Source organism: Bacillus sp. NEB1478 (assembly GCF_031582965.1).
Classification (GTDB): domain Bacteria; phylum Bacillota; class Bacilli; order Bacillales; family Fictibacillaceae; genus Fictibacillus.
In genome coordinates, this window is the sequence record NZ_CP134049.1 from 2,314,783 (window position 1) to 2,337,994 (window position 23,212).

The following is a 23,212-nucleotide window of genomic DNA, read 5'->3' on the forward strand; positions in this document are numbered from 1 at the left end:
TTTAACCTACCTTTCCCATTAGATAAACAACTGTAAAAATGAATACCCATACTACATCGACAAAGTGCCAATAAAGAGCAAACAGATAATACTTAGGTGCATTATATAATGAGATACCTCTGTTCCAGTTCCTAATAATTAGCGTTGTAATCCATAAACATCCAAACGCTACGTGAGCTCCGTGGAACCCAACTAGTGTATAGAATGCAGATCCGAAAGCAGAACTAGTAAATGTATGTCCTTCATGTACATAGTGGATAAACTCGTAAATCTCTAAGCCAAGGAATCCAAGACCTAATAATAAAGTTACGAGAAACCATCCTTGCAATGAACGAACTTTATTTTGTTTTAAAGAAAGAATTGCATACACACTCGTTAATGAGCTTGTTAAAAGCAGCATTGTTGCAAGAAAGACTAATGGTAATTTAAATAGTTCTTCCCCTGTAGGACCGTCTAAATGCATGTTTCTGAGTCCTAAGTAAGTTCCAAACAATGTTGCGAATAGTACTGTCTCTCCTCCAAGGAAAAGCCAGAAGCCTAAAAATTTATTTTTACCTTCAAGGGTCGCTTTTTCCGGATGAGCAGGAAAATTAGCATCAGTTAAACGTTCACCTGCATTCATTAAGCTCTACCCCCTTTAATGTCTGCTTCCACTTCTTCTTTGTGGATATGGTAACCGTGATCATCAAGGATTGAACGAAGGAACATAGTTAATAACACGATTCCCAGGCCGACTCCAGCAATGATCCAGTTTGCATAGATTAAAGCAAACCCTGCGATAAACATTCCTAAAGATAAAACGAAAGGAAGAATTGAACCGTTTGGCATATGAATTTCTCCTACAGGTTCTGCAGGTGTCATCTTACCGTTTCCTGCCATCTTTTCAACAAACAGTGCATCAAGACCACGAACAAGTGGTGTTTGAGCAAAATTGTATTCAGGAGTCGGAACTGGCATTGCCCATTCAAGAGTACGGCCATCCCATGGATCTTTATCTGCAACTTTTTTAGACGATGCAGTAATAATGATGTTAATTAACAGTGCAATTGTTCCAGCACCCATGAAAAGTGCACCAATTGTACTTACAAAGTTAGCTTCATCAAGATGCTGTCCAGACATATATGTAAACACACGTCTAGGCATTCCCATTAATCCTAACCAGTGTTGAGGGAAGAATGTTAAATGGAAACCGATAAAGAATAACCAAAAGTTAATTTTACCAAGAGTTTCATTCAACACACGGTTAAACATTCTTGGGTACCAATAGTATAACCCAGAAAACAATCCTAAAATTAATCCACCAACAATAACGTAATGGAAGTGAGCTACTACGAAGTAACTGTCATGGTATTGATAGTCAGCCGCTGGTACAGCAAGCATTACACCTGTTACCCCACCCATTACAAATGTCGGGATAAATCCAACTGCAAATAACATAGCTGTTGTAAAACGAATCTGACCTCCCCACATTGTGAAAATCCAGTTAAAGATTTTTACACCAGTAGGAATAGCAATTGCCATTGTTGCTACCGCAAAAATAGAGTTAGCAACAGGACCCAGTCCAACCGTAAACATGTGATGGACCCAAACCATGAAACCTAAGAATCCGATTAGCACAGTCGCAAATACCATCGCACTGTAACCAAAAAGACGCTTGTTTGAGAATGTAGATACTACTTCAGAAATAATACCGAAAGCAGGCAGAATCAGAATATAAACTTCCGGATGTCCGAAAATCCAGAAAATATGTTCCCAGATTAAAATGTTACCGCCCATTTCAGGATTAAAGAAATTAGCATCAAATACTCGCTCGAACATTAATAGGAAGAACCCTACAGTAAGAGCTGGGAAAGCGAATAAAATAAGTCCAGATGTTACAAATGATGCCCAAGTGAACAACGGCATACGCATAAACGTCATACCCGGAGCTCGCATGTTGATAATTGTAACCAAGAAGTTAATACCTCCGGCCAAAGTACCAGCACCAGCAATTTGAAGACCCAGTACGTAAAAATCCACTCCAGTATCTTCAGCGCTTGTTGATAAAGGTGTATAAGCAGTCCATCCTGCTTCAGGTGCCCCGCCTAAGAACCAGCTTAGGTTAAGAAGCACACCACCGAAGAAAAACAACCAAAACCCTACAGCGTTTACATAAGGAAACGCAACATCTCGCGCACCAATTTGCAATGGAATAACTGCGTTCATAAATGCAAAAATCATCGGCATCGCAGCCAGGAATATCATTGTTGTTCCGTGCATCGTTAATAACTGGTTAAACAGTTCACCTGTAAACAAATCATTTTCAGGCTTCATTAATTGAATTCGCATTAATACAGCTTCAAGTCCTCCGATTAGAAAGAAGAACCCACCAGCTAGAAGATATAAAATACCGATCTTCTTATGGTCAACGGTTGTGAGCCAATCCATTAGCCCACTTCTCTTTTTGTGACTTTCATGAGTTGCCACGGTTTACCCTCCTTTTCCGCTACGCTTTAGACTATTTAAGTTTAAGACCTAACAAGTAATCCGCTACAGCATCAATTTCCTCATCTGAAAGGTTAAGTTTTGGCATGTTGTTGCCCGGTTTAACTTCTTGAGGATCTTTAATCCATTTTTTCACGTTTTCTTTGTTATGTTCTAAAATGCCAGCAACACGATCTTTATCCCCAAATCCATTTAAGCTTGGTCCTGTGTTTCCGCCGTTTTGTCCAACTGCGTGACAAGATAAACAGTTCTTTTCAAAAACTTGTTGTCCATTAGCATTTGCAGAAGATTTTCCGTCTGCAGCTTTAAAGCCTGCAACCCAGTTTTTATAGTCTTCTTTAGATACAACTCTAACTTTAAAATCCATTAGAGCATGTGATGCACCACAAAGTTCTGCACATTTACCTTTGTAGACAACATCTGTCTTGCTTCCAGTATCAAACCACATATAGTTCTTGCTCTTATCCCCTGGGTTTGTATCTGTTTTACCTGCTAGAGATGGAATCCAGAAGGAGTGAATTACGTCAGCAGATGATAACTCAACATGTACTTTCGTATTTGCCGGCAATACTAATTCTTGAGACGTAATAAGTTCTTCTTTCGGATACTCAAACTCCCACCAATATTGGTGTCCAGTTACTTTAAGGCTTAATTCATCTTTTGAGCTTGGCTTAGCATCTGCAGAGAATTCAAACGTTCTCATTACAGTCGGTACTGCCAGGATAATTAAAAGAAGAATTGGAATAACTGTCCAAAGTAATTCAAGCATGTGGTTTCCTTCAACTTGCTTTGGTGTTGATTCGTCGCCTTTTTTCTTTCTGAATTTTAATAATACAAATGCATAAAGAACAAAAACTACCACAAGTACCAAAATCATAATGCTAATGGAAATTAACATTAACTGATACTGTTTGTCAGCAACTTCACCTTGCGGAATTAACGTTGATAATGTCGGATCTCCGCACCCCATCAAAAGAAGAGCCAACATGGCAAATAAGGAAACAAATCGCCCTTTGTGTAGCCATTTTCTCATCACTACATATACCCCACTTTCTCGTTGTAGTCTGTTTTGACTGGATTGTCTATCTATTCAATTCAAATAGTATATTTGAATGGAAATAGCTAAATAGCTTTTGTAAGCCCTTTTATGTAAAGGCAATTAGAGGAACAGCGCACAAACACACTGTTCCGGGTCGAAATACTATATGTTTACTAAAATCATAGCAACAAACATGATGGTTAAATAGTTTAAGGAATAAACAAACATCATGCGTGCCCACTTCATATCATCTTTCGTTTTTAATCCGGAAAGGGCTAAAATTAACCATCCTATTCCTAAAACGGAAGCGAGAACTAAATATATAATTCCAAAATCGAATAGGTAAAGTGATACTGGAATCAACGCAGCAACATACCAGATCATCTGGCGCTTAGTGATACCAAATCCTGATACAACAGGAAGCATCGGTATACCAGCGTTACGGTAATCTTCACAGCGTTTCATCGCAAGTGCCAAAAAGTGAGGCGGCTGCCATAAAAACATAATAAGGAATAAAATCCATGCAACCCAATGAAGATTTGCATCAATTGCTGCCCAGCCAATTAAAGGAGGTACTGCACCAGAAATTCCTCCAACGACTGTATTGATTGAATGAGTACGTTTCAGCCACATCGTATAAACAACAACATATACGAATAGACCGATCAAACCAATTACAGCTGCTGTAAGGGTTGTCATTGCCAGTAGAACAGTACCTATCGCTGATACAATAATACCTACCCATAACACTTGACTAGCTGGAATTCTGCCTGTTACAGTTGGCCTTTTAACTGTTCTCTCCATATGTTGATCAATGTCTCTATCAATATAGTTATTTAAGCAACATCCACCAGCGATAACTAATGCTGCGCCGAGAACACAAAGTATTAACGTCCCAATGTTTTCAGAAAATATGACGTTATTATATTTGATAGCCAGAAAAAAACCAGCAAATGTCGTAATCAAGTTACTAAAAACAATGCCAAGTTTCGCAATGGTTAAAAAATCTTTCCATGTTCCTGAAGGATTCGATTCAGAAAGAGGACCGGGTTCCATAACTTTGTTAGCTGCTTCAAAAGCAGTTTTGCTCAACAGATACACCCCCTTCTCAATGGAAACTTCTGTTCAAATTCACAAATTGTGCAAAGTAAGCCCTCATTCATTCTATATGGGCTTGTATGTAAAAGCAATGGTTAAAAAATGTGCTTATCTGTTCACAATATAGGAAAACACTCTATTTAACCTTATGTTACGATGGACATAATTAAAGAAAATGTCCTTTAACATTATAAAACAAATCATGTACTTTGTATACTTCAACAAATATTGACAATTCCTTATATTACTTGTACTATCAGGCAGATTAGAATACCAGTTTAAATTATTACAAATTTGTGAAGTGTTCAATTTTTATTAAAGCAGGTGAATCAATTGAAAAAAGCATATCAAATCTATTCGATCATCACTTCCCTTGGAATGCTGCTTGTACTGTTAATGGGGGCTGTCGTTACCAAAACAGATTCTGGTGATGGATGCGGTAATTCCTGGCCCCTCTGTTATGGTCAGCTTTTACCCAGTCAGCCAAAATTAGAAACCATCATTGAAGTCAGTCATCGTGCAGTTTCAGCTTGGCTTGGAATATTGGTCATCGTTTTAGCCATTTGGGCTTGGAGAAGAGAGCCGCACAAAAAAGAGATTAAAATACTTGCTGGTGTCTCAGTATTTTTCATTGTATTGCAAGGCCTCTTAGGTGCAGCTGCCGTTATATGGAGCCAATCTTCGGCAATTTTAGCTTCCCACTTCGGATTTTCTCTCGTTTCCTTTGCCAGTGTGCTACTCCTATCTATTCTATCTTTTGAGGATCGGGACAGACCGTTCGTAGCAACAGTTTCCGATTCATTTAAAAAGAACATCTACTGGCTCTTTGTTTATATGTATCTTGTCGTATATACAGGTGCACTTGTAAGGCATACCGGATCAGCCATGGGTTGTTCTGACGACTTCCCGTTGTGTAACGGATCGCTCCTTCCTGAAATCAGTAAACAAGCGGGCATCCATCTAATGCATCGCACAGCTGCTTTCATTCTTTTTATATGGATTTTATATTCGTGGTATCATGCTAGGAAACATTACAGAGATCAAAAAGTATTAAATAAGGGCTTTCAGTTTGCACTCCTTTTCATTTTCCTTCAAGCAGTATCAGGAGTATTGATTGTGATCTCGAAACTTAATTTATTCGTAGCTTTATCACATGGATTAATTATTTCATTTTTATTTGGAACATTATCCTATATTGCATTAATTGTATACCGCAAGAAAAGTTCCTAATATGAAAGCCGGCGCATTTTGTCGGCTTTTTTTTTGATCAAGGCGGGATTTCCGGAGTGTTAGAGCGTTTTGATACAAAAGTACCGCAAATACTAATTAAGAGATTCAGTGATAATACATCAGCTAATTAGGTCTAAATGAATAACAGTTAAGTCTAAATTCAATTAATTAAGTCTTTCTACAATTTTCGCCATCATTACAAAATGTCTCTCTCTTAAATCTCCTAAAATCCCATTAAATCGAGAATACCAAAAAGGATGACCCAATAAACAGGTCATCCTTCTTTTGATTTATTTTGTTAATTCGATCAACAGGTCTCCAGCACTTATGCCTTCTCCATCTTTTACATTAATTTCTTTCACTCTGCCATCAAAAGGTGCTTGTACAGTCGTTTCCATTTTCATGGCTTCTGTAATCATTAAATGGTCACCTTTTTTTACTTTTTCACCAGGCTCAACTAGAACTTTAATTACAGTTCCAGGCATACTTGCACCAATCTGCCCCGGAACTGAAGGGTCAAATTTTTGTCTTGCTGTTACAGAAACTTTTGCACTTTCGTCTATCACAATAATTTCACGCGATTGTCCATTGAGTTCAAAATAAAGGACTCTTGATCCATCATTTTGTGCTTCACCGATTGAAACAAGCTTCACAATTAACGTTTTTCCTTGTTCGATCTCAACTTCAATCTCTTCTCCTAAAGTCATTCCATAGAAGAATGTTGGTGTATCAAGTACGGAAACATCTCCAAATTGAGCATAAATTTTTTCCCGATCTAAGAACACTTTTGGATATAAAGCGTAAGAAAGGGCATCAAAACTAGTGATTTGACGATTAATTTTATGGAAAAGTGTTTCCTTAATATCATTAAAATCGGCTGCTTCTAAAAGTTCGCCAGGGCGTACATTTAAAGGCTCTCTTCCTTTTAAGATAATTCGCTGAAGTTCCTTAGGAAATCCTTGATAAGGCTGACCAAGATGACCTTGGAAGAACTCAACTACCGAATCTGGGAAGTCTAGTGATTCGCCTCTGTCATAAACATCGTCTTCCGATAAATTGTTTTGGACCATATACAATGCCATGTCGCCGACAACTTTAGAAGATGGCGTTACTTTTACAACATCACCAAACATATCATTTACTCTGCGGTACATTTGTTTCACTTGATCCCATTTCTCACCAAGACCCACTGCTTTTGCTTGCTGCTGCAGGTTGCTGAATTGGCCGCCTGGCATTTCATGTTCGTAAACTTCAGGATCAGGAGATGTCATTCCGCTTTCAAAACCGGAGTAATACTTACGGATATCCTCCCAATATGACGAAAGCTGATTAGCATGCTGAATATTGAGTTCAGGTTGTCTATCGTTGCCTGTTAATGCATATAAAAGCGAGTTGCTGCTAGGCTGTGAAGTTTGACCAGCCATCGCACTTAATGCTACGTCTACGATATCAACACCAGCTTCAGCTGCCTTCGCATACGTATATATACCATTTCCGCTCGTATCATGCGTGTGCAAATGGATAGGAATATCGATAGAATCTTTTAATGCAGAAACCAAGTCATAGGCAGCTTGCGGCTTTAATAAACCAGCCATATCTTTAATTGCAAGAATATGTGCTCCTTCTTGTTCGAGCTCTTTTGCTAAATTCACATAATACTTCATATCATATTTCGGACGGCTCGAATCAAGGATGTCACCTGTATAGCAGATTGCTGCTTCAGCAAGTTTTCCTGATTCACGGACAGCTCTTAACGCTACTTTCATTCCTTCTACCCAGTTTAAACTGTCAAAGATCCTGAATACATCAATTCCTGCCATCGCGGATTTTTTAACGAATTCTTCAATAACATTGTCCGGGTAATTTTTGTATCCAACTGCATTTGAAGCTCTTAATAGCATTTGAAACAGAACATTCGGAACTTTCTCTCTAAGCTTCAATAATCGTTCCCATGGATCTTCATTCAAGAACCTGTATGAAACATCAAAAGTTGCTCCGCCCCACATTTCCAATGAGAACAAATCAGGCATAAGGCGCGCCGTAGGCTCTGCAATATTTACTAAGTCATTTGTTCTTACACGTGTTGCTAAAAGCGATTGATGCCCGTCTCTGAATGTTGTATCTGTTAGCAATAGTTTCTTTTGATTTTTTACCCATTCTGCAACAGCCTCTGGCCCTTCGTTATCGAGGAGCTGTTTTGTACCTGCAGGAATAGGCTCAGTTAATTTTAGTTTCGGAACACGCGGAGTATCAAAAGATGGCTTTTCCTTTTTTGCTAATCCTGGGAAACCATTGATTGTCGTTGAACCGATATAAGTAAGCATTTTTGTTCCTCTGTCTTTCCGTTTAGGAAACACAAATAATTCACTGCTTGTATCAATAAACGACGTATCATAATTCCCCGAGAGGAATTTTTCATGTGTTACGACGTTTTCTAAGAAAGCAATATTTGTTTTAATTCCGCGAATACGGAATTCTTTAAGATTTCTATACATTTTAGAAGCTGCTTGTTCATAATTCAATGCCCATGTAGAAAGCTTTACGAGGAGTGAATCATAATAAGGTGTAATAACAGCCCCTTGGAAACCATTCCCCGCATCCAAGCGTACTCCAAAACCGCCGCCAGAACGGTAGGCCATAATTTTTCCTGTATCAGGCATGAATTGATTCGCAGGGTCTTCTGTTGTTACACGGCTTTGGATTGCATATCCGTGGCAATATATATCTTTTTGCTCAGGAATCCCTAGCACATCGCTATGCAGTGAATAACCTTCTGCAATTAATATTTGAGATTGCACAATATCAATACCTGTAACCATCTCAGTAATTGTATGTTCAACCTGTACTCTTGGATTAACCTCAATAAAATAAAATTTTCCATCCTCTGTTACTAAATACTCTACCGTTCCTGCATTCAGGTAACCTACATGTTCAGAAAGGGATACAGCGGACTGGCAGATTTCATGACGCAAAGAATCCGGCAATGAAACACTTGGTGCAACTTCCACAACTTTTTGATGCCTTCTTTGAACTGAGCAATCACGTTCAAATAAATGAACGATATTCCCCTCTTTATCAGCCAATATTTGAACCTCAATATGCTTTGGCCGTTCGATAAACTTTTCAACATACACTTCATCTTTACCAAATGCAGCTTTTGCTTCTGATTTAGCTCTTTCATAGCTTTCCTTAAGCGAATTTTCACTCCTGACGATCCGCATACCTCGGCCGCCGCCGCCCATTGAAGCTTTGATGATGATTGGGTACCCGTTTGACTCTGCAAAATCTTTTACTTCAGAAAGATTGTTAGCCGGACCGTCACTTCCAGGAATAACAGGAATATTAGCATCAATTGCAGCTTGTCTCGCTTTTACTTTATCTCCGAAAATATCCAAGTGTCTTTCTTCAGGACCGATAAAAATAATATTTTCTTCACGGCAACGCTCTGCGAACTCTTTGTTTTCAGATAAAAAACCATAGCCAGGATGAATAGCGTCCACACCGTTTGTTTTCGCAATTTCAATTATGCCTTCAATATCTAAATAAGCATCAATTGGTTTCTTGCCTTCACCAACAAGATAGGCTTCGTCCGCTTTATAACGATGATAGGAACCGGTATCTTCTTTCGAATAGATGGCTACTGTTCGAATGTTCAGCTCTGTACAAGCTCTGAAAATCCGGATTGCGATTTCTCCTCGATTTGCTACTAAGACTTTGCTGATTTTTCTGTTCATTCCAAGTTCCTCTCCTTTTAACCGTTACGTTATTGCTCGTAATCTCTTTTCTTTAACATTCGGCTTTCTGTCAGGTACTTTGTTATTCAGTTTTACTTTTGCAGATATATTTATTAAAATCCCCATCGACATTAAGAATAATAATAGGGATGATCCGCCGTAAGAAATAAATGGTAAAGGTACTCCTGTGATCGGAAGCAAGCCAATTGCAGCTCCAAGGTTAACAACTGTCTGAATTCCTATCATTCCGGAAATACCAAAAGCTAATAGACTCGAATACGTATCTGTACTTTGCATTCCAATCCAAAAACCCTTTAATACAATATAGGCTAAAAGACAGATGATTACAAATACTCCGACAAAACCAAGTTCTTCTGCAATGATCGCAATGATAAAGTCAGTATGCGGTTCGGGCAGAAAACCATACTTTTGAATACTTTCACCTAAGCCTGACCCTGTTATTCCGCCGGCTGCCATTGATACATAGGCATTAACTAACTGATATCCATCTCCAGCTGAATCTTTAAACGGTGCATATGCTGCATCAAAACGGGATAGCTGCTCATCACTAAGCCGCAAGTACAGCCCGCCTGCAAATATTAAGGCAACTGCGATCATAGAAAAGATATGCTTAAACTTTATACCAGAACAAAATAGGATTACACCTGCTACACCGCTTACGATAATACCTGTCCCTAAATCGGGCTGCATCAAAATCAACATAAACATGACAGCAAAAATACTTAATGGAGGAATAACTCCTTTTTTGAAATCATGCATTTTTCCTTGCTTTTTTGAATAGATCGCTGCTAAATACATAGCAAGTGATAACTTAATAAACTCGGCTGGCTGAATACCGACTGGTCCTATATATACCCAGCTTTTCGCATTATTAACTTCCCTTCCGAAAAGCAAAACCGCAATAAGCATTCCAATCGAAAGAAGCACGATCGGCATCATCAATTTTTTGTAAATTTGGATGTTGAATCTCATTGTAAAATACATGAGGAAAAGACCTACAATTAAAAAAACGAGCTGTCTGAGGAAGAAAAAATTTGTACTGTATTCATACTTATTAATCGTTACCCCTATACTCGCACTATATATCATGACTAATCCGGCACTACATAACAATAGGACGGCTACGAGCAGTGAATAGTCATACGGCCGCACTACTTTTTTCACAATCTTCACATTTCTCCTCTCTCTTATATCTTTTATGTATTTATTATTAGATATTGTATCACAGAAAACCTTTTTCTTTTATTCTCACTCCTTACCCGTTTTATAATGATTCGAAGCTATATTCATTTTTTTGTTTTTAGTAGACGACTTCTATTCAGTTGACTATATAAAAAAATCCAGTCCAAATGTTTCGGACTGGTCAGCTATCATTTTTTTATTGAGGCATCGTGCAAAGCAGTAAGCTGCTTTTCAAGTGATTCTAATAATTGTTTACCTGCCTCTTCATTTACTAGATTGAGGCGAACTGCAAAATCTATTTCACGGGATAAACCAAACATTTGCGTGTCCAACACTTCCTCATAGAGGGGACATTGCGGCATAGTTAAGTTTTCCATTTGAACTTCAATTAATTTCAGGATTTTATCTGCATCTGCTTTTAAAAGCTCATATGCTCTTTCCTGATGTCCTGTTGCCATCTCAGCGGACAATGATCATCCCTCCGTTCCCACGAACTTCTATCTTTAAATATAAAGGTTTGAAATAAAAAAATCAACATATTACAGTATTCTGATAATCATGCTATGCTTTTGATAGTGTTTTATTTTTCAAGGAGGTTTCTATGGATTTTATTGTATCTCTAAACGGAAATGTCAATTACCCATTAACTTTAGATCCTGGAGTTTGGATATTTGATGATAGAAAGAAAGATTTGACTACTTTGTTTGATTTTGATCAAGCAAATGAAAGTGAACAAGAGAAATATTTGAAAGATGTTTCTGCCCATTGGGACAGAGAATTGCAAGAAGGAGCCATGCCCCCTTCTGAACAGGAAAAACAGCAGCCCAAAAAAACTTTAAAAGAAACACTGCTGACAGGTTCGTTTGCCATTTCACTTTCGTACTTTATTTTCAATGCACAGCCTAAGCCCGGTACAGAAAAAGTTTTGATTACTTCTGCCGATGGTGATCTTGAAATCCCTTTGGACGAAGCTCAAAAAGGATATTTTGCTTTTTCAGACAACGGTAAACCGCTAAAAGAAGATGGACCTGTACATTTTTATTTTGGCGATGGACGTAATAAGAAAAACCCTTTAAAAAACATTACGGCTATAACATTAATATAATCTGGCAGGAGACAGCTCATTTACGAGCTGTCTTTTTACTCTCTTATAATAAATCTGCTGCTAATTGTGCAAGAGAAGAACGTTCTCCTTTTTCAAGTTTTACATGTCCGCTTATTGGCTGATCTTTCAATTTCTCTACAACGTATGTCAAACCATTTGTAAATTCATCAAGGTAAGGATGATCAATCTGCTGCGGATCTCCCAGCAGGACGATTTTACTTCCTTCCCCTACCCTTGTTAAGATGGTTTTTACTTCATGTTTCGTTAAGTTTTGCGCTTCATCAATAATGATAAATTGATCTGGAAGACTTCTTCCTCTTATATAAGTAAGGGCTTCAACATGAATAGACCCAATTCCAGCAAGGATTTTTTCAAGTTCGCCCTGTTTTTTCGTATTAAATAGATACTCTAAATTATCATAAACCGGCTGCATCCAAGGCTTAAGTTTTTCTTCTTTTTCACCAGGCAAATAACCGATATCTTTCCCTACTGGTACAATTGGGCGAGCGATAAACAATTTTATATAATCCTTCAGATCCTCGGTTTGCAAAAGTGCCGCAGCAAGCGTGATGAGTGTCTTTCCAGTTCCCGCTTTTCCGATCAGTGTCACGAGCGGCAAGTCTTTTCGCAACAATAATTCAAAAGCCATTTTTTGCTGAACATTTCGCGCTCTTATCCCCCAAATTTGTTCCGAGTCATATCTCAGTGGTTTCAACAACTTACCGTTTTCATCCACTTTTCCTAATGCCGAAACCGAAGCTCTAAAAATGTCTTTTAAAATAACAAACTGATGCGGATAAAATGAATGGCCCGTTAGCTCAATAAGTTGAAGTTCACCTTTTTCATAAAATTTATTTAGAAGATCTCCTTGAACATAAATCTCTTTGTATCCAGTGTAAGTCTGGTCATTTTTATCAATTACCCGGTCGCTTAAAAAATCTTCAGTTTCGATTCCTAATGCATCCGCCTTTACCCTCACAAGAACATCTTTAGAAACAAGCACAACATTAATGCCGCTTTTCTTAGCTTCTTCTTCTAATTTTAAATTTAAAGTAACCGCAAGAATACGATTATCATTTGTTGGTTCTACAAATGTTTCCTGTAATCTTTGAAATGATTTATGGTTAAGTTCCACCCGAAGCTTCCCACCGTTTTCCAAGGGTACACCTTCATGAAGCTTCCCATTTTGTCTAACTCTGTCTATCAGTCGAGAAACTTCCCTTGCATTTCTTCCTATTTCGTCCATGTAACGTTTTTTGGAGTCCACTTCTTCTAAAACAACAGCAGGTATAATTACTTCACTTTCTCCAAACGATTGTATTGAATAAGGGTCCTGTAACAGCACGTTCGTATCAAGTACGTATCGTGTATTCAACATTCAGCCTCCTGACTAAAATGTATTGAAAGTTGATTTACTTTTATGGACTGCCTTTTTAAAAATGTATGTGTAAAGGAATAAAGTTAGAAGAATGAACAAAAAATAACCGAAATGACTTGGAAGGATTGATTGCAATGAAAACACTTCGCATTCTTGCCGTTTTAAGTGCAATTTTCGTCTTATTTGGCTGTATGAATAATAAAAAAAATGAAAATGCACAAAACGATCAAAATGTCCCACAGCTTACAAAAGTAAATCAAACGGCCGAAAATAAGGAAAAAGGAACTAAAGGATCCCAAGCCGTTTCAAAACATCTTGTTCAGTTAGCAACTGGTATTCCCGGAGTAGAAGATGCAACTGCTGTTGTACTTGGACCGTATGCTGTTGTTGGAATTGATATAGACCGCAAACTGGACAACTCACGTGCAGGAACAATTAAATATTCAGTTGCAGAGGCTCTAAAGGAAGATCCAAATGGAAAAAATGCAGTCATAACCGCAGACCCTGATACTGTAGAAAGATTGCGTCAAATGGGAATAGAAATTCGTCAAGGACATCCTATTGGTGGTATCATGAGAGAATTATCGGCTATTGTTGGCAGATTAATGCCTCAAATACCACAAGCTACTCATACAAAAAAGCCCTCACCTACTGAAACGAATAATAAACAGCTCAACAAAAGAGATGAACAGAAACTTAAAAATGAACAAAAGAAACAAGAAAAATCAGATAAGAGCCAGCCGCAGCGTATGAAGAATACACAATAAAACCTCCCAGTGTGTCTTTTTATTTGAGATGTCCGGGGTTTTGGTTTAATTTAGGATTTTCTTTGTGGTATACTTACACAAAGAGGTGAAATACGATGCGTGTAAAATGCGTATTATGTGATAATATTGAAGTCATTGAAAACGAATGTTTACTAGCAAAAAAACTAAGAAATCGCCCTATACACACTTTTATGTGTGAAAAATGCAAAGAACGCATTACTGAAAAAACAGCACAAAGGGCTGCAACAGGTAATTTCACTTTATATAGAAGTCCCGACACAAATAACGATTGGTAAACACAACTCGTAATTAAATAAACGATAAAAAATAAAACTCGCTGGTTTCGCAGCGGGTTTTTTGTTGCACGTAAAAAGTTTTGTAATGTGAGCACAGAGAAAACAAAACTGACGTAGAGATTCGCAGCTTATCAATTAACAAATACAAAAAAAGAGTGCTGATAATTAATCAACACTCTTCATTGAATCTAGGTTCATTTGCAATTCCTTCATATAAAGCATCGATCATATCGGCAAAAAAGCGTTCCGATTGTTCAACCTCATCTATCGTAAAGTCCACAATATAAAATGGGCCTTGTAACGATACTGATAAGTTTTCAACTTTATGATCTTCTTTTAAAATCTCGCTAAAAAAATCAAACGTATCTTTTGCAGCTAAATCCGAAGGTCGTTCTTCATGAACTTTTTTTATACTTAGCCAATTAGAAAGAGCGTCTGTAATTTTCATTTAGAATTCCTCTACTCAGCTTTTTCTTTCTTGCTTTGATGCAGTCTTACTTTATAAATAATAAGAATCAAAGCTGCTGCAATCAAACCTTCTGCAACCGGTAGACCGATCCCAAAAAAAGCAAGGGGTATGCACCCAATTATTAAGAACAGATAAATCACGACTGTCTTCAACGGTGGCAGTTTTTTTGCGAATCCTAATTTAAAAACAACAATACTTAGTACGGTGATGAGTAAATAAAGCAGTAAAAAACCTCTGACAGGATCATCCTGAATGCCTAATAGCAAAGCAATCGATGATGAATCTTCCCCAGTTGCTGCCATGATATTGTTTTCTTTCACGAGTCCCACTCCCGCTCATCAAAAAAGAAGTTTAGTTTGAAGAAAGCTTCTTTTTCTTTTCGATTCTTTCACGTTCGCTCTTATCAAGAATTTTCTTGCGAAGACGGATGCTTTCTGGTGTTACTTCACAATACTCGTCATCATTCAAGTATTCAAGAGCTTCTTCCAATGACATGATACGCGGCTTTTTCATGCTTACTGTTTGGTCTTTATTTGCTGAACGCATGTTTGTCATTTGCTTCATTTTAACGATATTTACTGTGATGTCGTTCTCACGAGTGTGTTCCCCAACGATCATACCCATGTAAACTTCTGTCCCTGGCTCGATAAAGATCGTACCACGGTCTTCAACACCCATAATTCCATATTGAGAAGCTTTTCCGTTTTCCATTGAAACGAGAACACCTTGACGGCGGCCACCAACATTACCAGCAACCATCGGCTGATAGCTGTCAAAAGTATGGTTTAAGATACCATAACCGCGTGTTTGCGTTAAGAACTCAGTCGTATAACCGATCAATCCACGTGCAGGTACCATGAATTCAAGACGAACTTGACCAGATCCATTATTAACCATGTTTTTCATATCGCCTTTACGGTCACCTAATGATTCCATAATTGCACCAGTGTATTCTTCTGGGATATCGATTTGTACGTGTTCTACAGGCTCACATTTAACGCCATCAATTTCACGAACGATTACTTCAGGTTTTGATACTTGAAGTTCAAATCCTTCGCGGCGAAGGTTTTCGATCAAGATGGATAAATGTAGTTCCCCACGTCCAGAAACGATCCATACATCTGGTGATTCAGTGTTTTCAACACGTAAACTTACATCCGTTTCAAGCTCAGACATTAGACGCTCTTCAATTTTACGGCTTGTAACAAATTTACCTTCGCGGCCAGCAAATGGCGAGTTGTTAACAAGGAAAGTCATCTTAAGAGTAGGCTCATCTATACGAAGAACAGGCAGTGCTTCTTCTTTACCTTCTGGGCAAACTGTTTCACCTACGTTGATTTCTTCCATTCCTGATACAGCAATAAGATCTCCAGCTTTTGCTTCAGTAATTTCGATACGCTTTAAGCCTAAGAAACCGAATAGTTTTGTTACACGGAACTTCTTAACTGAACCGTCTAGCTTCATAAGTGAAACTTGTTGGCCAACTGAAATTGTTCCACGGAATACACGGCCGATACCGATACGTCCAAGGTAATCGTTGTAATCAAGCATAGTAACTTGGAATTGAAGTGCCTCATCACTGTTATCAACTGGTGCAGGAATTGTATCGATAATAGTATCAAGCAATGCAGTCATGTTTTCATCTTGCTTTTCTGGATTCATACTTGCTGTTCCTTTTAATGCAGATGCATATACAACTGGGAATTCTAATTGATCTTCCTCAGCACCAAGCTCAATAAATAAATCGATTACTTCATCAACTACTTCTTCTGGACGAGCGAAGTCACGGTCAATTTTGTTAACTACAACGATAGGCGTTAATTTTTGTTCTAATGCTTTTTTCAAAACGAAACGTGTTTGAGGCATACATCCTTCATATGCATCAACAACAAGAAGTACTCCGTCTACCATTTTCATGATACGTTCAACTTCTCCGCCGAAATCAGCATGTCCAGGTGTATCCATGATATTGATACGCTTGTCGTTATAATTGATTGCTGTATTTTTTGCAAGGATTGTAATTCCGCGTTCACGTTCAAGGGCATTTGAGTCCATTGCACGTTCGTTTACTTGTTCGTTTTCACGAAAAGTTCCTGATTGATGAAGCAGTTTGTCCACTAACGTTGTTTTACCATGGTCAACGTGGGCAATAATCGCTATATTGCGTAAATCTTCTCTTCTATTCAAAGTTATTCTCTCCTTATAACTATATCTCTTTAAGTCATTTTTTGTTCAACTTGACTATTATATCATATTTTTATGTTTAGGCTTTTTCTTTTTACATAAATTCGATACACTTATTAGGAAGTATTGACAAGTTTTTTACAGTGGAGGTCATCATGAAGGCTATTTTCTTTATTATTTCGCTGTTAACGGCATTATCAATTTGTGGTATTGGTGTTGCAATTGGTGAAAAAAGTTTACTTATTTTTATTATTTCTGTAGTTTTGGTTTTTATTTTGATGGGTTTAGGATTTTCATTAAGAAAAAAACAAAGAGAGCGTTCGTAACTGAATGCTCTCTCTGTTTTATTCACTATTAGCAAATGTGTCTTGTTAATTTAATAAATGATTTAAAATCTCTTCATGAAGCCCGGGTTTGCCGGCAAGTATGCTATTTTGTTCGAGTAAACGGACTGCTTTCCCATCCGCATTTGTTGCAATTCCGCCTACTTCATTTAATAAAATTATTCCTGCTGCAAAATCCCACGGAGAAAGTCTCATTGTCAAATATGCATCTATTTTCCCCGAAGCCACATATGCCAGTTCAATGGCAGCAGATCCATACGATCTAGTGCCGCGAGATTTCCTTACTATACTTTGAACATTCTCATGATTAATTCTTCGATTCGGGCCTACCCAGGTCGCATTTACCCCTATAACCGCTTCTGAAAGTGTGACATTTTCCAGCTTCGGAAGCTTAACATCATTTAAAAATGCACCTTCACCCTTTTTAGCAAAATAAAAATCGCCGCTTGCCACATCAAAGATAATACCCAATATTCCAACCCCGTCCTCATAAATACCGATTGAAATAGCGAAATTTGATTGCTGATGAATAAAATTTGTCGTGCCATCAATTGGATCAATAATCCATATTATGCCTTTTTTACTTTGAATGTCATCGCCATAGCCTTCTTCACCAAGCACTTTATGTTTCGGAAATGCTTCTTGAATTTTGTGAATAAAAAATTGTTCTATCCTTTTATCCATATCAGTGACAAGGTCTGCGATATGAGACTTATATGTAATCGTTAGTGTGTTCTCGAATGAGTCTTTTAAAAGTTTTGCAGCTTCCAGTACCCAAATTTTTGCGGATTTTTCGATTGTGATCCATTCTTCATTTATCATCTATACCACCCCTTGCCTTTCTTTAATAGTATATGCCAAATTGTCTTTCATCACAAAAAAACGAACCATCCTTTCTTGATGGATTCGTTTTTGCTATCCGCTCCTTTGTTGAATCATGCTTCTAATCTCACGAGCTCCAGCCTTAATCGTTCTAGTTTTCGCTTACATTCATTAATTTGCTTTTGATCTTTATCTTTTAAAGCATCAAACAATGTAGCCAACTCATAATCAATCTCAAGACGCAGTACAGGAATTCTTCTTTCAGCATCCGTTCGTTTAAGAGTGTTAATTACTTGTTTCATTGCCGGCACATCCTTTCTTTTTCGTTTTCTTTTGTTTATTTTATGAATGGCAGATGTATATTGAGACGGCTTTTATGCAAACATTTTTTATTAAAGAGGCTTGTGTGATAGAATTTTTTGTATCGTTTCTAATCAGGAGGAAAATTTAAATGTCTTTTAATGGATTTCAAGTAGATGATTTTAATGTGTTTCAAACAGATGGTCTGGAACAGCGGATGGAAAAGATCATAAATCAGATCCGTCCTAAACTCGAAACACTTGGAAATAAATATGCTGATGAATTAACCGTTTTAACTGGTGAGGAAATGCACTTTCATGTAGCCAAACATGCAAGACGGACAGTGAATCCCCCAAAAGATACTTGGGTTGCATTTGCTCCTAATAAGAGAGGCTATAAGATGCTGCCTCATTTTCAGATTGGCTTATTCGAGACGCATGTTTTTGTTTGGTTTGCCTTGATTTATGAAGCTCCGATTAAAGGCACATATGGGAAAGTGTTTAAGAAAAATCTTAAAAAGATAAAAACTACAATCCCAGATACATATGTCTGGTCGGATGATCATACGAAACCAGAAAGCTACAAGCATGGTGACGTAAAGAAGAAAAAATTAGAAGAAATGGCTGTACGTCTAAGTACTGTAAAAAAAGCAGAACTATTATGCGGAAATCACATACCAAAAGATGAAGCTGTTAAAATGTCAGCAAATGACTGGTATGAACTTTTGGATCAGACGTTTAAAACGTTAATGCCTCTCTACGAGTTAAAAAAAGAACTTTAATAAAAAAAGTGGCAGGAAGCAGGTTTTCTACTGCTTCTTACCACTAGTATATTGCCGTCATACACAAATGTATGGGTATGTATCACTATTGTTAGAAAAGTGTTATAAAAGGCTGTTCCATTTATGCTGAACAGACTTGGCATCTTTCTTAATCTGCCGGAATAGTTCTTCCACTGTAAGGATTTCATTAATTCTCCCGATCACTTGGCCAGCCCATCCAAATCCCTCACCATCAATTCCGTCATAAATAAACTTCTGGTTAGCACTTCCGCTAATATACGATTTTAAATGTTCATATGTGGGATCTTTGCTTTCTTCCACCATAATTTTTTGTGCAAATGGAGTGTTCAAAGTTCTCCCCGGCATACCTAGTTTTCTTTTTATTACAACGGTTTCATTTTCTGAACTTTCGACGATCAGTTTTTTATAATTTGGATGAGCATGAACACATTCTTTTGTAGCAATAAAACGAGTTCCCATTTCAATCCCTTCAGCACCTAATGCCAAAGCAGCCATTAGACCTTTTCCATCTCCTATTCCACCTGAACCGATGAGGGGGATTGATATACTGTCAGCAACTTGAGGAATAAGCACAAACGTACCTATATCATCTTTGCCAATATGCCCTCCTCCTTCTTGTCCAACAGCCATCACTGCATCTGCACCCAATTGTTCTGCTTTTATGGCTTGTCTTTTACTTGCAACAAGAACAAGTTTTTTGATATTTGTGTTTTCTAATCTTTTTAATACAGGAGCTGGATTTCCTCCTGTAATACTAATGACTTCAACTCCTTCTTCAATTGCCGTTTCCAGCAACTCTTCATATGATCTTCCATGCTGGCCAATTGCAAAATTAACACCAAATGGTTTTGATGTCATGTTCTTTGTTTTTCTGATTTCTGCCTGCAATGCTTTACTGTCAGAAAGAGACATCGCAGTGATTTGACCAAGGCCGCCAGCATTTGAAACCGCTGCAGCCAGTTCAGAATAAGCCAAATAAGCTAATCCACCTTGGATAATCGGCATTTCAATGTTTAGCAATGTCGTGACTCGTGTTTTGAACATAAAATATCCCCCTTGAAAATTCAATCATTTACTTACATCTTCATGCATTTTCTGTTATACTTCATTTGTTTTATAAATTATTGATATTGCATTTTAGTTCACAATAGATGAGGTGTAGTAAAAATTGTCTCAACATGAAACTCCATTGTTTACTGGCTTGCGTAAACATGCCAGCAATAACCCATTACAATTTCACATTCCCGGTCATAAAAAGGGGCAAGGAATGGATGAAGAATTTAAAGACTTCATTGGACCAAATGCCCTATCCATCGACCTAATCAACATTGCACCATTAGATGATCTTCATCATCCAAAAGGGATGATTAAAAGAGCTCAAGATTTGGCTGCTCAAGCTTTTGGCGCTGACCACACTTATTTTTCCGTTCAAGGAACAAGCGGTGCCATTATGACAATGATAATGTCCGTTGTGTCTCCCGGCGATAAAATTATCGTACCTAGAAATGTTCATAAATCGATAATGACAGCTATAGTTTTCTCTGGAGCGACACCAATCTTTATTCACCCTGAAATCGACCTTGAATTAGGAATTTCACACGGAATAACTCCAGACAGTGTAGAGAAAGCTTTAAATCAGCATCCAGATGCGAAAGCCGTTTTGGTTATCAACCCTACTTATTTTGGATTCGCCGCTGATTTGAAAGAAATCGTTAATATTGCTCACCGATCGAATGTCCCAGTTCTTGTTGATGAAGCACATGGTGTTTTAATCCATTACCATGATCATATGCCGTTATCAGCGATGCAAGCTGGTGCAGATATGGCTGCCACAAGTGTTCATAAACTCGGCGGATCATTAACTGGCAGTTCTATTTTAAATGTAAAAGAAGGTCTTGTCTCTCCTGAGCGTATACAAACGATTTTAAGTATGCTGACTACTACTTCAACATCCTATATTTTGTTGGCATCATTAGACGCAGCAAGAAGACGCCTTGCCACTGAAGGGTATACACTTATAGAAAAAACATTACGATTAGCGAATGAAACTCGAGCAAAAATTAATGATATTCCCAACCTTTATTGTGTAGGCGAAGAAAGACTCGGTACATCAGCTACGTTCGATTATGATCCTACAAAATTGCTTATTTCTGTAAAAGATCTTGGGATCACTGGATATGAAGCTGAAACGTGGCTTCGCGAAGAACATAACATCGAAGTTGAATTATCCGATTTATACAACATACTTTGTTTAATTACGACAGCAGACCACGAGAAAGATACGATGGTACTTGTAAACGCATTGACTCAATTATCGGCTTTAAAAAGCTCTACTGAAACAACTGAAGTTCAATCTCTTCTTCCCGTTCACGTACCTGATATTCCTGTATTGGCTCTATCTCCACGTGATGCTTTTTATGCAAATACAGAGAGTATTCCTTTTGAAGAATCAGCTGGAAGAATTATTGCTGAATTTGTTATGGTATACCCCCCAGGTATTCCAATTTTCATTCCTGGGGAAATTATTACTAAGGAAAATTTAGATTATATTAAAGAAAACCTCGAAGCAGGATTACCAGTTCAAGGTCCAGAAGATGCAAGCTTAAATTATTTAAAAGTCATTAAAGAACAAGTAGCGATACGCTAACTGCATCTTTTTAACTGATCACTTTCATAAAACTTTTTAATTAACACAAAAAGAAGACCACCGAAGGTCTTCTTTTTTTATTATTTCTCTAATTTAGCTTGCTCTTGGCAATGCGGACATTTTTTAGAATATAAAGTGGTTACCTTCTCTTCTTCAAAATGTTCAATTGTAGTTTCACACGTTTGGCAAATGATAACTCCCATCTGATCCATCTCCTTTCACATTTTGAAAGCGCTTACCGTTTATACATGTATAATATTATGTCACAATTGATTTGTCAACGGTTTTTAGTATAACACATTAAAAAAATTATGATTCTTAATCATATTGTTCAACTACGGGCAAAGTTGGCACCGCTTCTTCAAAGAAAAGTGCTAGATCCTCAGCTTCTTTAAGCGATTTTATATGAAATACCTGCTTAATATAATCAAGGTTCCTCATATCATTGGAATCCAGCAAGGCAGATCTTCCTGTTTGCATACAAACCACTAGCGGCTTGCCAAAGAACATATTTGTATACACTATACCAAAGTCATATCGGACCGTATCTGTCGTAAAACCTACAAACCTAACGTTCACTGATTCACTTTCATCATACAATTTTTCAAACCATTCCATATTAACCCTCCTCGTATGATTGAAATGCTCTCAATGGCGCATAGTATGTCATTTTGTCATGTAATGAATAGGTATACTAGTGATATACGTTTTGAGTGTATAGGTTATACCCTTGTTCAATGGTCGTTAAACTTATATTGTCAAAATCTTCTTAAAATATGATAAACTATTCTATGTACATATTTTGTTAAAAATGACTTACTGGAGTGAGGCACATTGTCTAAAAATGCGTATATCAAACTTGTTCCTGCTTCTTTGAAACAAGTAATCACCTTGGAAGAAGTAAAAGAATTATTTAATTTTTATAAGACCAACACAGCAAAAACAGGTGAACAGCTTTCTTGGGGTTATTCTGAAGCTGCATTTCCCTACACTTTCGAAGAAAAAGAAGAAGCTAATGGCAAATGGTTTTATTTAAAGGGAAAAGAGCCTCGAACACATAAATATATTTTAATTGGTGTTGGCTCTGAAGAAACAGATGAAAATGATCAATTAAGTTATATTCAATTCACACTTACTGACATTTCAACTCATGGTGACAAAGGAAAGGCTAATGAATACTGTAAATATTTGGCTTCTAAATTAAAAGCAGAGCTGCATCTATTTAATGGCAGAGTGATGTATTATTATCCTAAAAAATAAGAAGACGGCACAAAAAGAGAGTCTAAATGACCCTAAAGACTCTCTTTTTG

The 23,212-nt window shown here is 37.5% G+C and carries 24 protein-coding genes; 8 read left to right on the forward strand and 16 right to left on the reverse strand.

Annotated features, from left to right (window positions below):
- Position 1 precedes the first annotated feature (1 nt).
- The 4 genes from RGB74_RS11415 to cyoE all read right to left on the reverse strand — a co-directional run bounded on the left by RGB74_RS11415 (position 2) and on the right by cyoE (position 4,579).
- Entirely contained in the window at positions 2 to 622 is a 621-nt protein-coding gene (locus RGB74_RS11415; protein ID WP_310759429.1) for a cytochrome c oxidase subunit 3, read from the reverse strand.
- A complete protein-coding gene (ctaD, locus tag RGB74_RS11420) occupies positions 622 to 2,466 on the reverse strand; it encodes a cytochrome c oxidase subunit I (protein ID WP_310759430.1) in 1,845 nt (614 codons plus the stop codon). Before ctaD ends, RGB74_RS11415 begins: the two co-directional genes overlap by 1 nt.
- A 31-nt stretch (positions 2,467 to 2,497) precedes the next feature.
- A complete protein-coding gene (coxB, locus tag RGB74_RS11425; RefSeq protein WP_310759431.1) occupies positions 2,498 to 3,517 on the reverse strand; it encodes a cytochrome c oxidase subunit II in 1,020 nt (339 codons plus the stop codon).
- Between the two features lie 168 nt (positions 3,518 to 3,685).
- Complete coding sequence (gene cyoE, locus RGB74_RS11430; protein ID WP_310762860.1) at positions 3,686 to 4,579, reverse strand: heme o synthase; 894 nt, start codon at positions 4,577 to 4,579, stop codon at positions 3,686 to 3,688.
- A 366-nt stretch (positions 4,580 to 4,945) separates the two neighbouring features.
- On the opposite strand from cyoE, the gene RGB74_RS11435 reads away from it, so the two are divergent.
- On the forward strand, positions 4,946 to 5,851 hold the full coding sequence (locus tag RGB74_RS11435; RefSeq protein ID WP_396135962.1) for a COX15/CtaA family protein: 906 nt from the start codon (positions 4,946 to 4,948) through the stop codon (positions 5,849 to 5,851).
- A 290-nt stretch (positions 5,852 to 6,141) separates the two neighbouring features.
- Here RGB74_RS11435 and pyc read toward each other — a convergent pair whose 3' ends face one another.
- The 3 genes from pyc to RGB74_RS11450 all read right to left on the reverse strand — a co-directional run bounded on the left by pyc (position 6,142) and on the right by RGB74_RS11450 (position 11,246).
- Positions 6,142 to 9,585: a pyruvate carboxylase gene (pyc, locus tag RGB74_RS11440; protein WP_310759433.1), complete on the reverse strand. Its 3,444-nt coding sequence runs from the start codon at positions 9,583 to 9,585 to the stop codon at positions 6,142 to 6,144.
- 24 nt (positions 9,586 to 9,609) lie between these two features.
- A complete protein-coding gene (gene ftsW / locus RGB74_RS11445) occupies positions 9,610 to 10,779 on the reverse strand; it encodes a putative lipid II flippase FtsW (RefSeq protein ID WP_310759434.1) in 1,170 nt (389 codons plus the stop codon).
- 197 nt (positions 10,780 to 10,976) lie between these two features.
- Entirely contained in the window at positions 10,977 to 11,246 is a 270-nt protein-coding gene (locus RGB74_RS11450; RefSeq protein WP_396136064.1) for an Fpa/YlaN family protein, read from the reverse strand.
- Positions 11,247 to 11,389: 143 nt separating this feature from the next.
- Here RGB74_RS11450 and RGB74_RS11455 point away from each other — a divergent pair, with 143 nt between their 5' ends.
- Entirely contained in the window at positions 11,390 to 11,893 is a 504-nt protein-coding gene (locus RGB74_RS11455) for a molybdopterin-binding protein (RefSeq protein ID WP_310759436.1), read from the forward strand.
- Positions 11,894 to 11,936: 43 nt separating this feature from the next.
- On the opposite strand, the gene RGB74_RS11460 is transcribed toward RGB74_RS11455, so the two are convergent.
- Positions 11,937 to 13,271 (reverse strand): PhoH family protein, encoded by a 1,335-nt coding sequence (locus tag RGB74_RS11460; protein ID WP_310759437.1) that lies wholly within the window; start codon positions 13,269 to 13,271, stop codon positions 11,937 to 11,939.
- A 134-nt stretch (positions 13,272 to 13,405) separates the two neighbouring features.
- On the opposite strand from RGB74_RS11460, the gene RGB74_RS11465 reads away from it, so the two are divergent.
- On the forward strand, positions 13,406 to 14,038 hold the full coding sequence (locus RGB74_RS11465) for a YhcN/YlaJ family sporulation lipoprotein (protein ID WP_310759438.1): 633 nt from the start codon (positions 13,406 to 13,408) through the stop codon (positions 14,036 to 14,038).
- A gap of 95 nt (positions 14,039 to 14,133) precedes the next feature.
- Positions 14,134 to 14,334, forward strand: a complete 201-nt coding sequence (locus RGB74_RS11470; RefSeq protein ID WP_310759439.1) for a YlaI family protein — start codon at positions 14,134 to 14,136, stop codon at positions 14,332 to 14,334.
- Positions 14,335 to 14,503: 169 nt separating this feature from the next.
- Here RGB74_RS11470 and RGB74_RS11475 read toward each other — a convergent pair whose 3' ends face one another.
- From RGB74_RS11475 to typA, 3 genes are read right to left on the reverse strand one after another with little or no spacing between them, the layout of a single operon-like run.
- Positions 14,504 to 14,782, reverse strand: a complete 279-nt coding sequence (locus RGB74_RS11475) for a hypothetical protein (RefSeq protein ID WP_310759440.1) — start codon at positions 14,780 to 14,782, stop codon at positions 14,504 to 14,506.
- A gap of 11 nt (positions 14,783 to 14,793) precedes the next feature.
- Positions 14,794 to 15,123: a YlaH-like family protein gene (locus tag RGB74_RS11480; protein ID WP_396135963.1), complete on the reverse strand. Its 330-nt coding sequence runs from the start codon at positions 15,121 to 15,123 to the stop codon at positions 14,794 to 14,796.
- Positions 15,124 to 15,154: 31 nt separating this feature from the next.
- Positions 15,155 to 16,990, reverse strand: a complete 1,836-nt coding sequence (typA, locus tag RGB74_RS11485; RefSeq protein WP_310759441.1) for a translational GTPase TypA — start codon at positions 16,988 to 16,990, stop codon at positions 15,155 to 15,157.
- A gap of 152 nt (positions 16,991 to 17,142) precedes the next feature.
- Between typA and RGB74_RS11490 the strand changes: the two genes are divergently transcribed.
- Positions 17,143 to 17,313, forward strand: a complete 171-nt coding sequence (locus tag RGB74_RS11490; RefSeq protein ID WP_310759442.1) for a DUF5325 family protein — start codon at positions 17,143 to 17,145, stop codon at positions 17,311 to 17,313.
- A 45-nt stretch (positions 17,314 to 17,358) separates the two neighbouring features.
- On the opposite strand, the gene RGB74_RS11495 is transcribed toward RGB74_RS11490, so the two are convergent.
- Together RGB74_RS11495 and RGB74_RS11500 are read right to left on the reverse strand one after the other, a co-directional pair.
- Positions 17,359 to 18,150, reverse strand: coding sequence for an inositol monophosphatase family protein (locus RGB74_RS11495; protein WP_396136065.1), 792 nt, complete (start codon positions 18,148 to 18,150; stop codon positions 17,359 to 17,361).
- Positions 18,151 to 18,266: 116 nt separating this feature from the next.
- Positions 18,267 to 18,455: a hypothetical protein gene (locus RGB74_RS11500; protein ID WP_310759444.1), complete on the reverse strand. Its 189-nt coding sequence runs from the start codon at positions 18,453 to 18,455 to the stop codon at positions 18,267 to 18,269.
- Positions 18,456 to 18,604: 149 nt separating this feature from the next.
- Between RGB74_RS11500 and RGB74_RS11505 the strand changes: the two genes are divergently transcribed.
- Positions 18,605 to 19,234 carry a YktB family protein gene (locus RGB74_RS11505; RefSeq protein ID WP_310759445.1) on the forward strand — a complete coding sequence of 210 codons (630 nt, stop codon included), beginning with the start codon at positions 18,605 to 18,607 and terminating at the stop codon, positions 19,232 to 19,234.
- 102 nt (positions 19,235 to 19,336) lie between these two features.
- On the opposite strand, the gene RGB74_RS11510 is transcribed toward RGB74_RS11505, so the two are convergent.
- A complete protein-coding gene (locus RGB74_RS11510; protein WP_310759446.1) occupies positions 19,337 to 20,299 on the reverse strand; it encodes an NAD(P)H-dependent flavin oxidoreductase in 963 nt (320 codons plus the stop codon).
- A gap of 124 nt (positions 20,300 to 20,423) precedes the next feature.
- On the opposite strand from RGB74_RS11510, the gene RGB74_RS11515 reads away from it, so the two are divergent.
- Entirely contained in the window at positions 20,424 to 21,902 is a 1,479-nt protein-coding gene (locus tag RGB74_RS11515) for an aminotransferase class I/II-fold pyridoxal phosphate-dependent enzyme (protein ID WP_310759447.1), read from the forward strand.
- 80 nt (positions 21,903 to 21,982) lie between these two features.
- Here the strand turns inward: RGB74_RS11515 and RGB74_RS11520 are convergent, their stop codons facing one another.
- Together RGB74_RS11520 and RGB74_RS11525 are read right to left on the reverse strand one after the other, a co-directional pair.
- On the reverse strand, positions 21,983 to 22,105 hold the full coding sequence (locus RGB74_RS11520) for a GapA-binding peptide SR1P (RefSeq protein WP_310257265.1): 123 nt from the start codon (positions 22,103 to 22,105) through the stop codon (positions 21,983 to 21,985).
- A gap of 115 nt (positions 22,106 to 22,220) precedes the next feature.
- Positions 22,221 to 22,520 carry a DUF3055 domain-containing protein gene (locus tag RGB74_RS11525; RefSeq protein WP_310257263.1) on the reverse strand — a complete coding sequence of 100 codons (300 nt, stop codon included), beginning with the start codon at positions 22,518 to 22,520 and terminating at the stop codon, positions 22,221 to 22,223.
- Between the two features lie 216 nt (positions 22,521 to 22,736).
- Between RGB74_RS11525 and RGB74_RS11530 the strand changes: the two genes are divergently transcribed.
- Positions 22,737 to 23,162, forward strand: coding sequence for a DUF1885 family protein (locus RGB74_RS11530; protein ID WP_310759448.1), 426 nt, complete (start codon positions 22,737 to 22,739; stop codon positions 23,160 to 23,162).
- Positions 23,163 to 23,212: the final 50 nt, after the last annotated feature.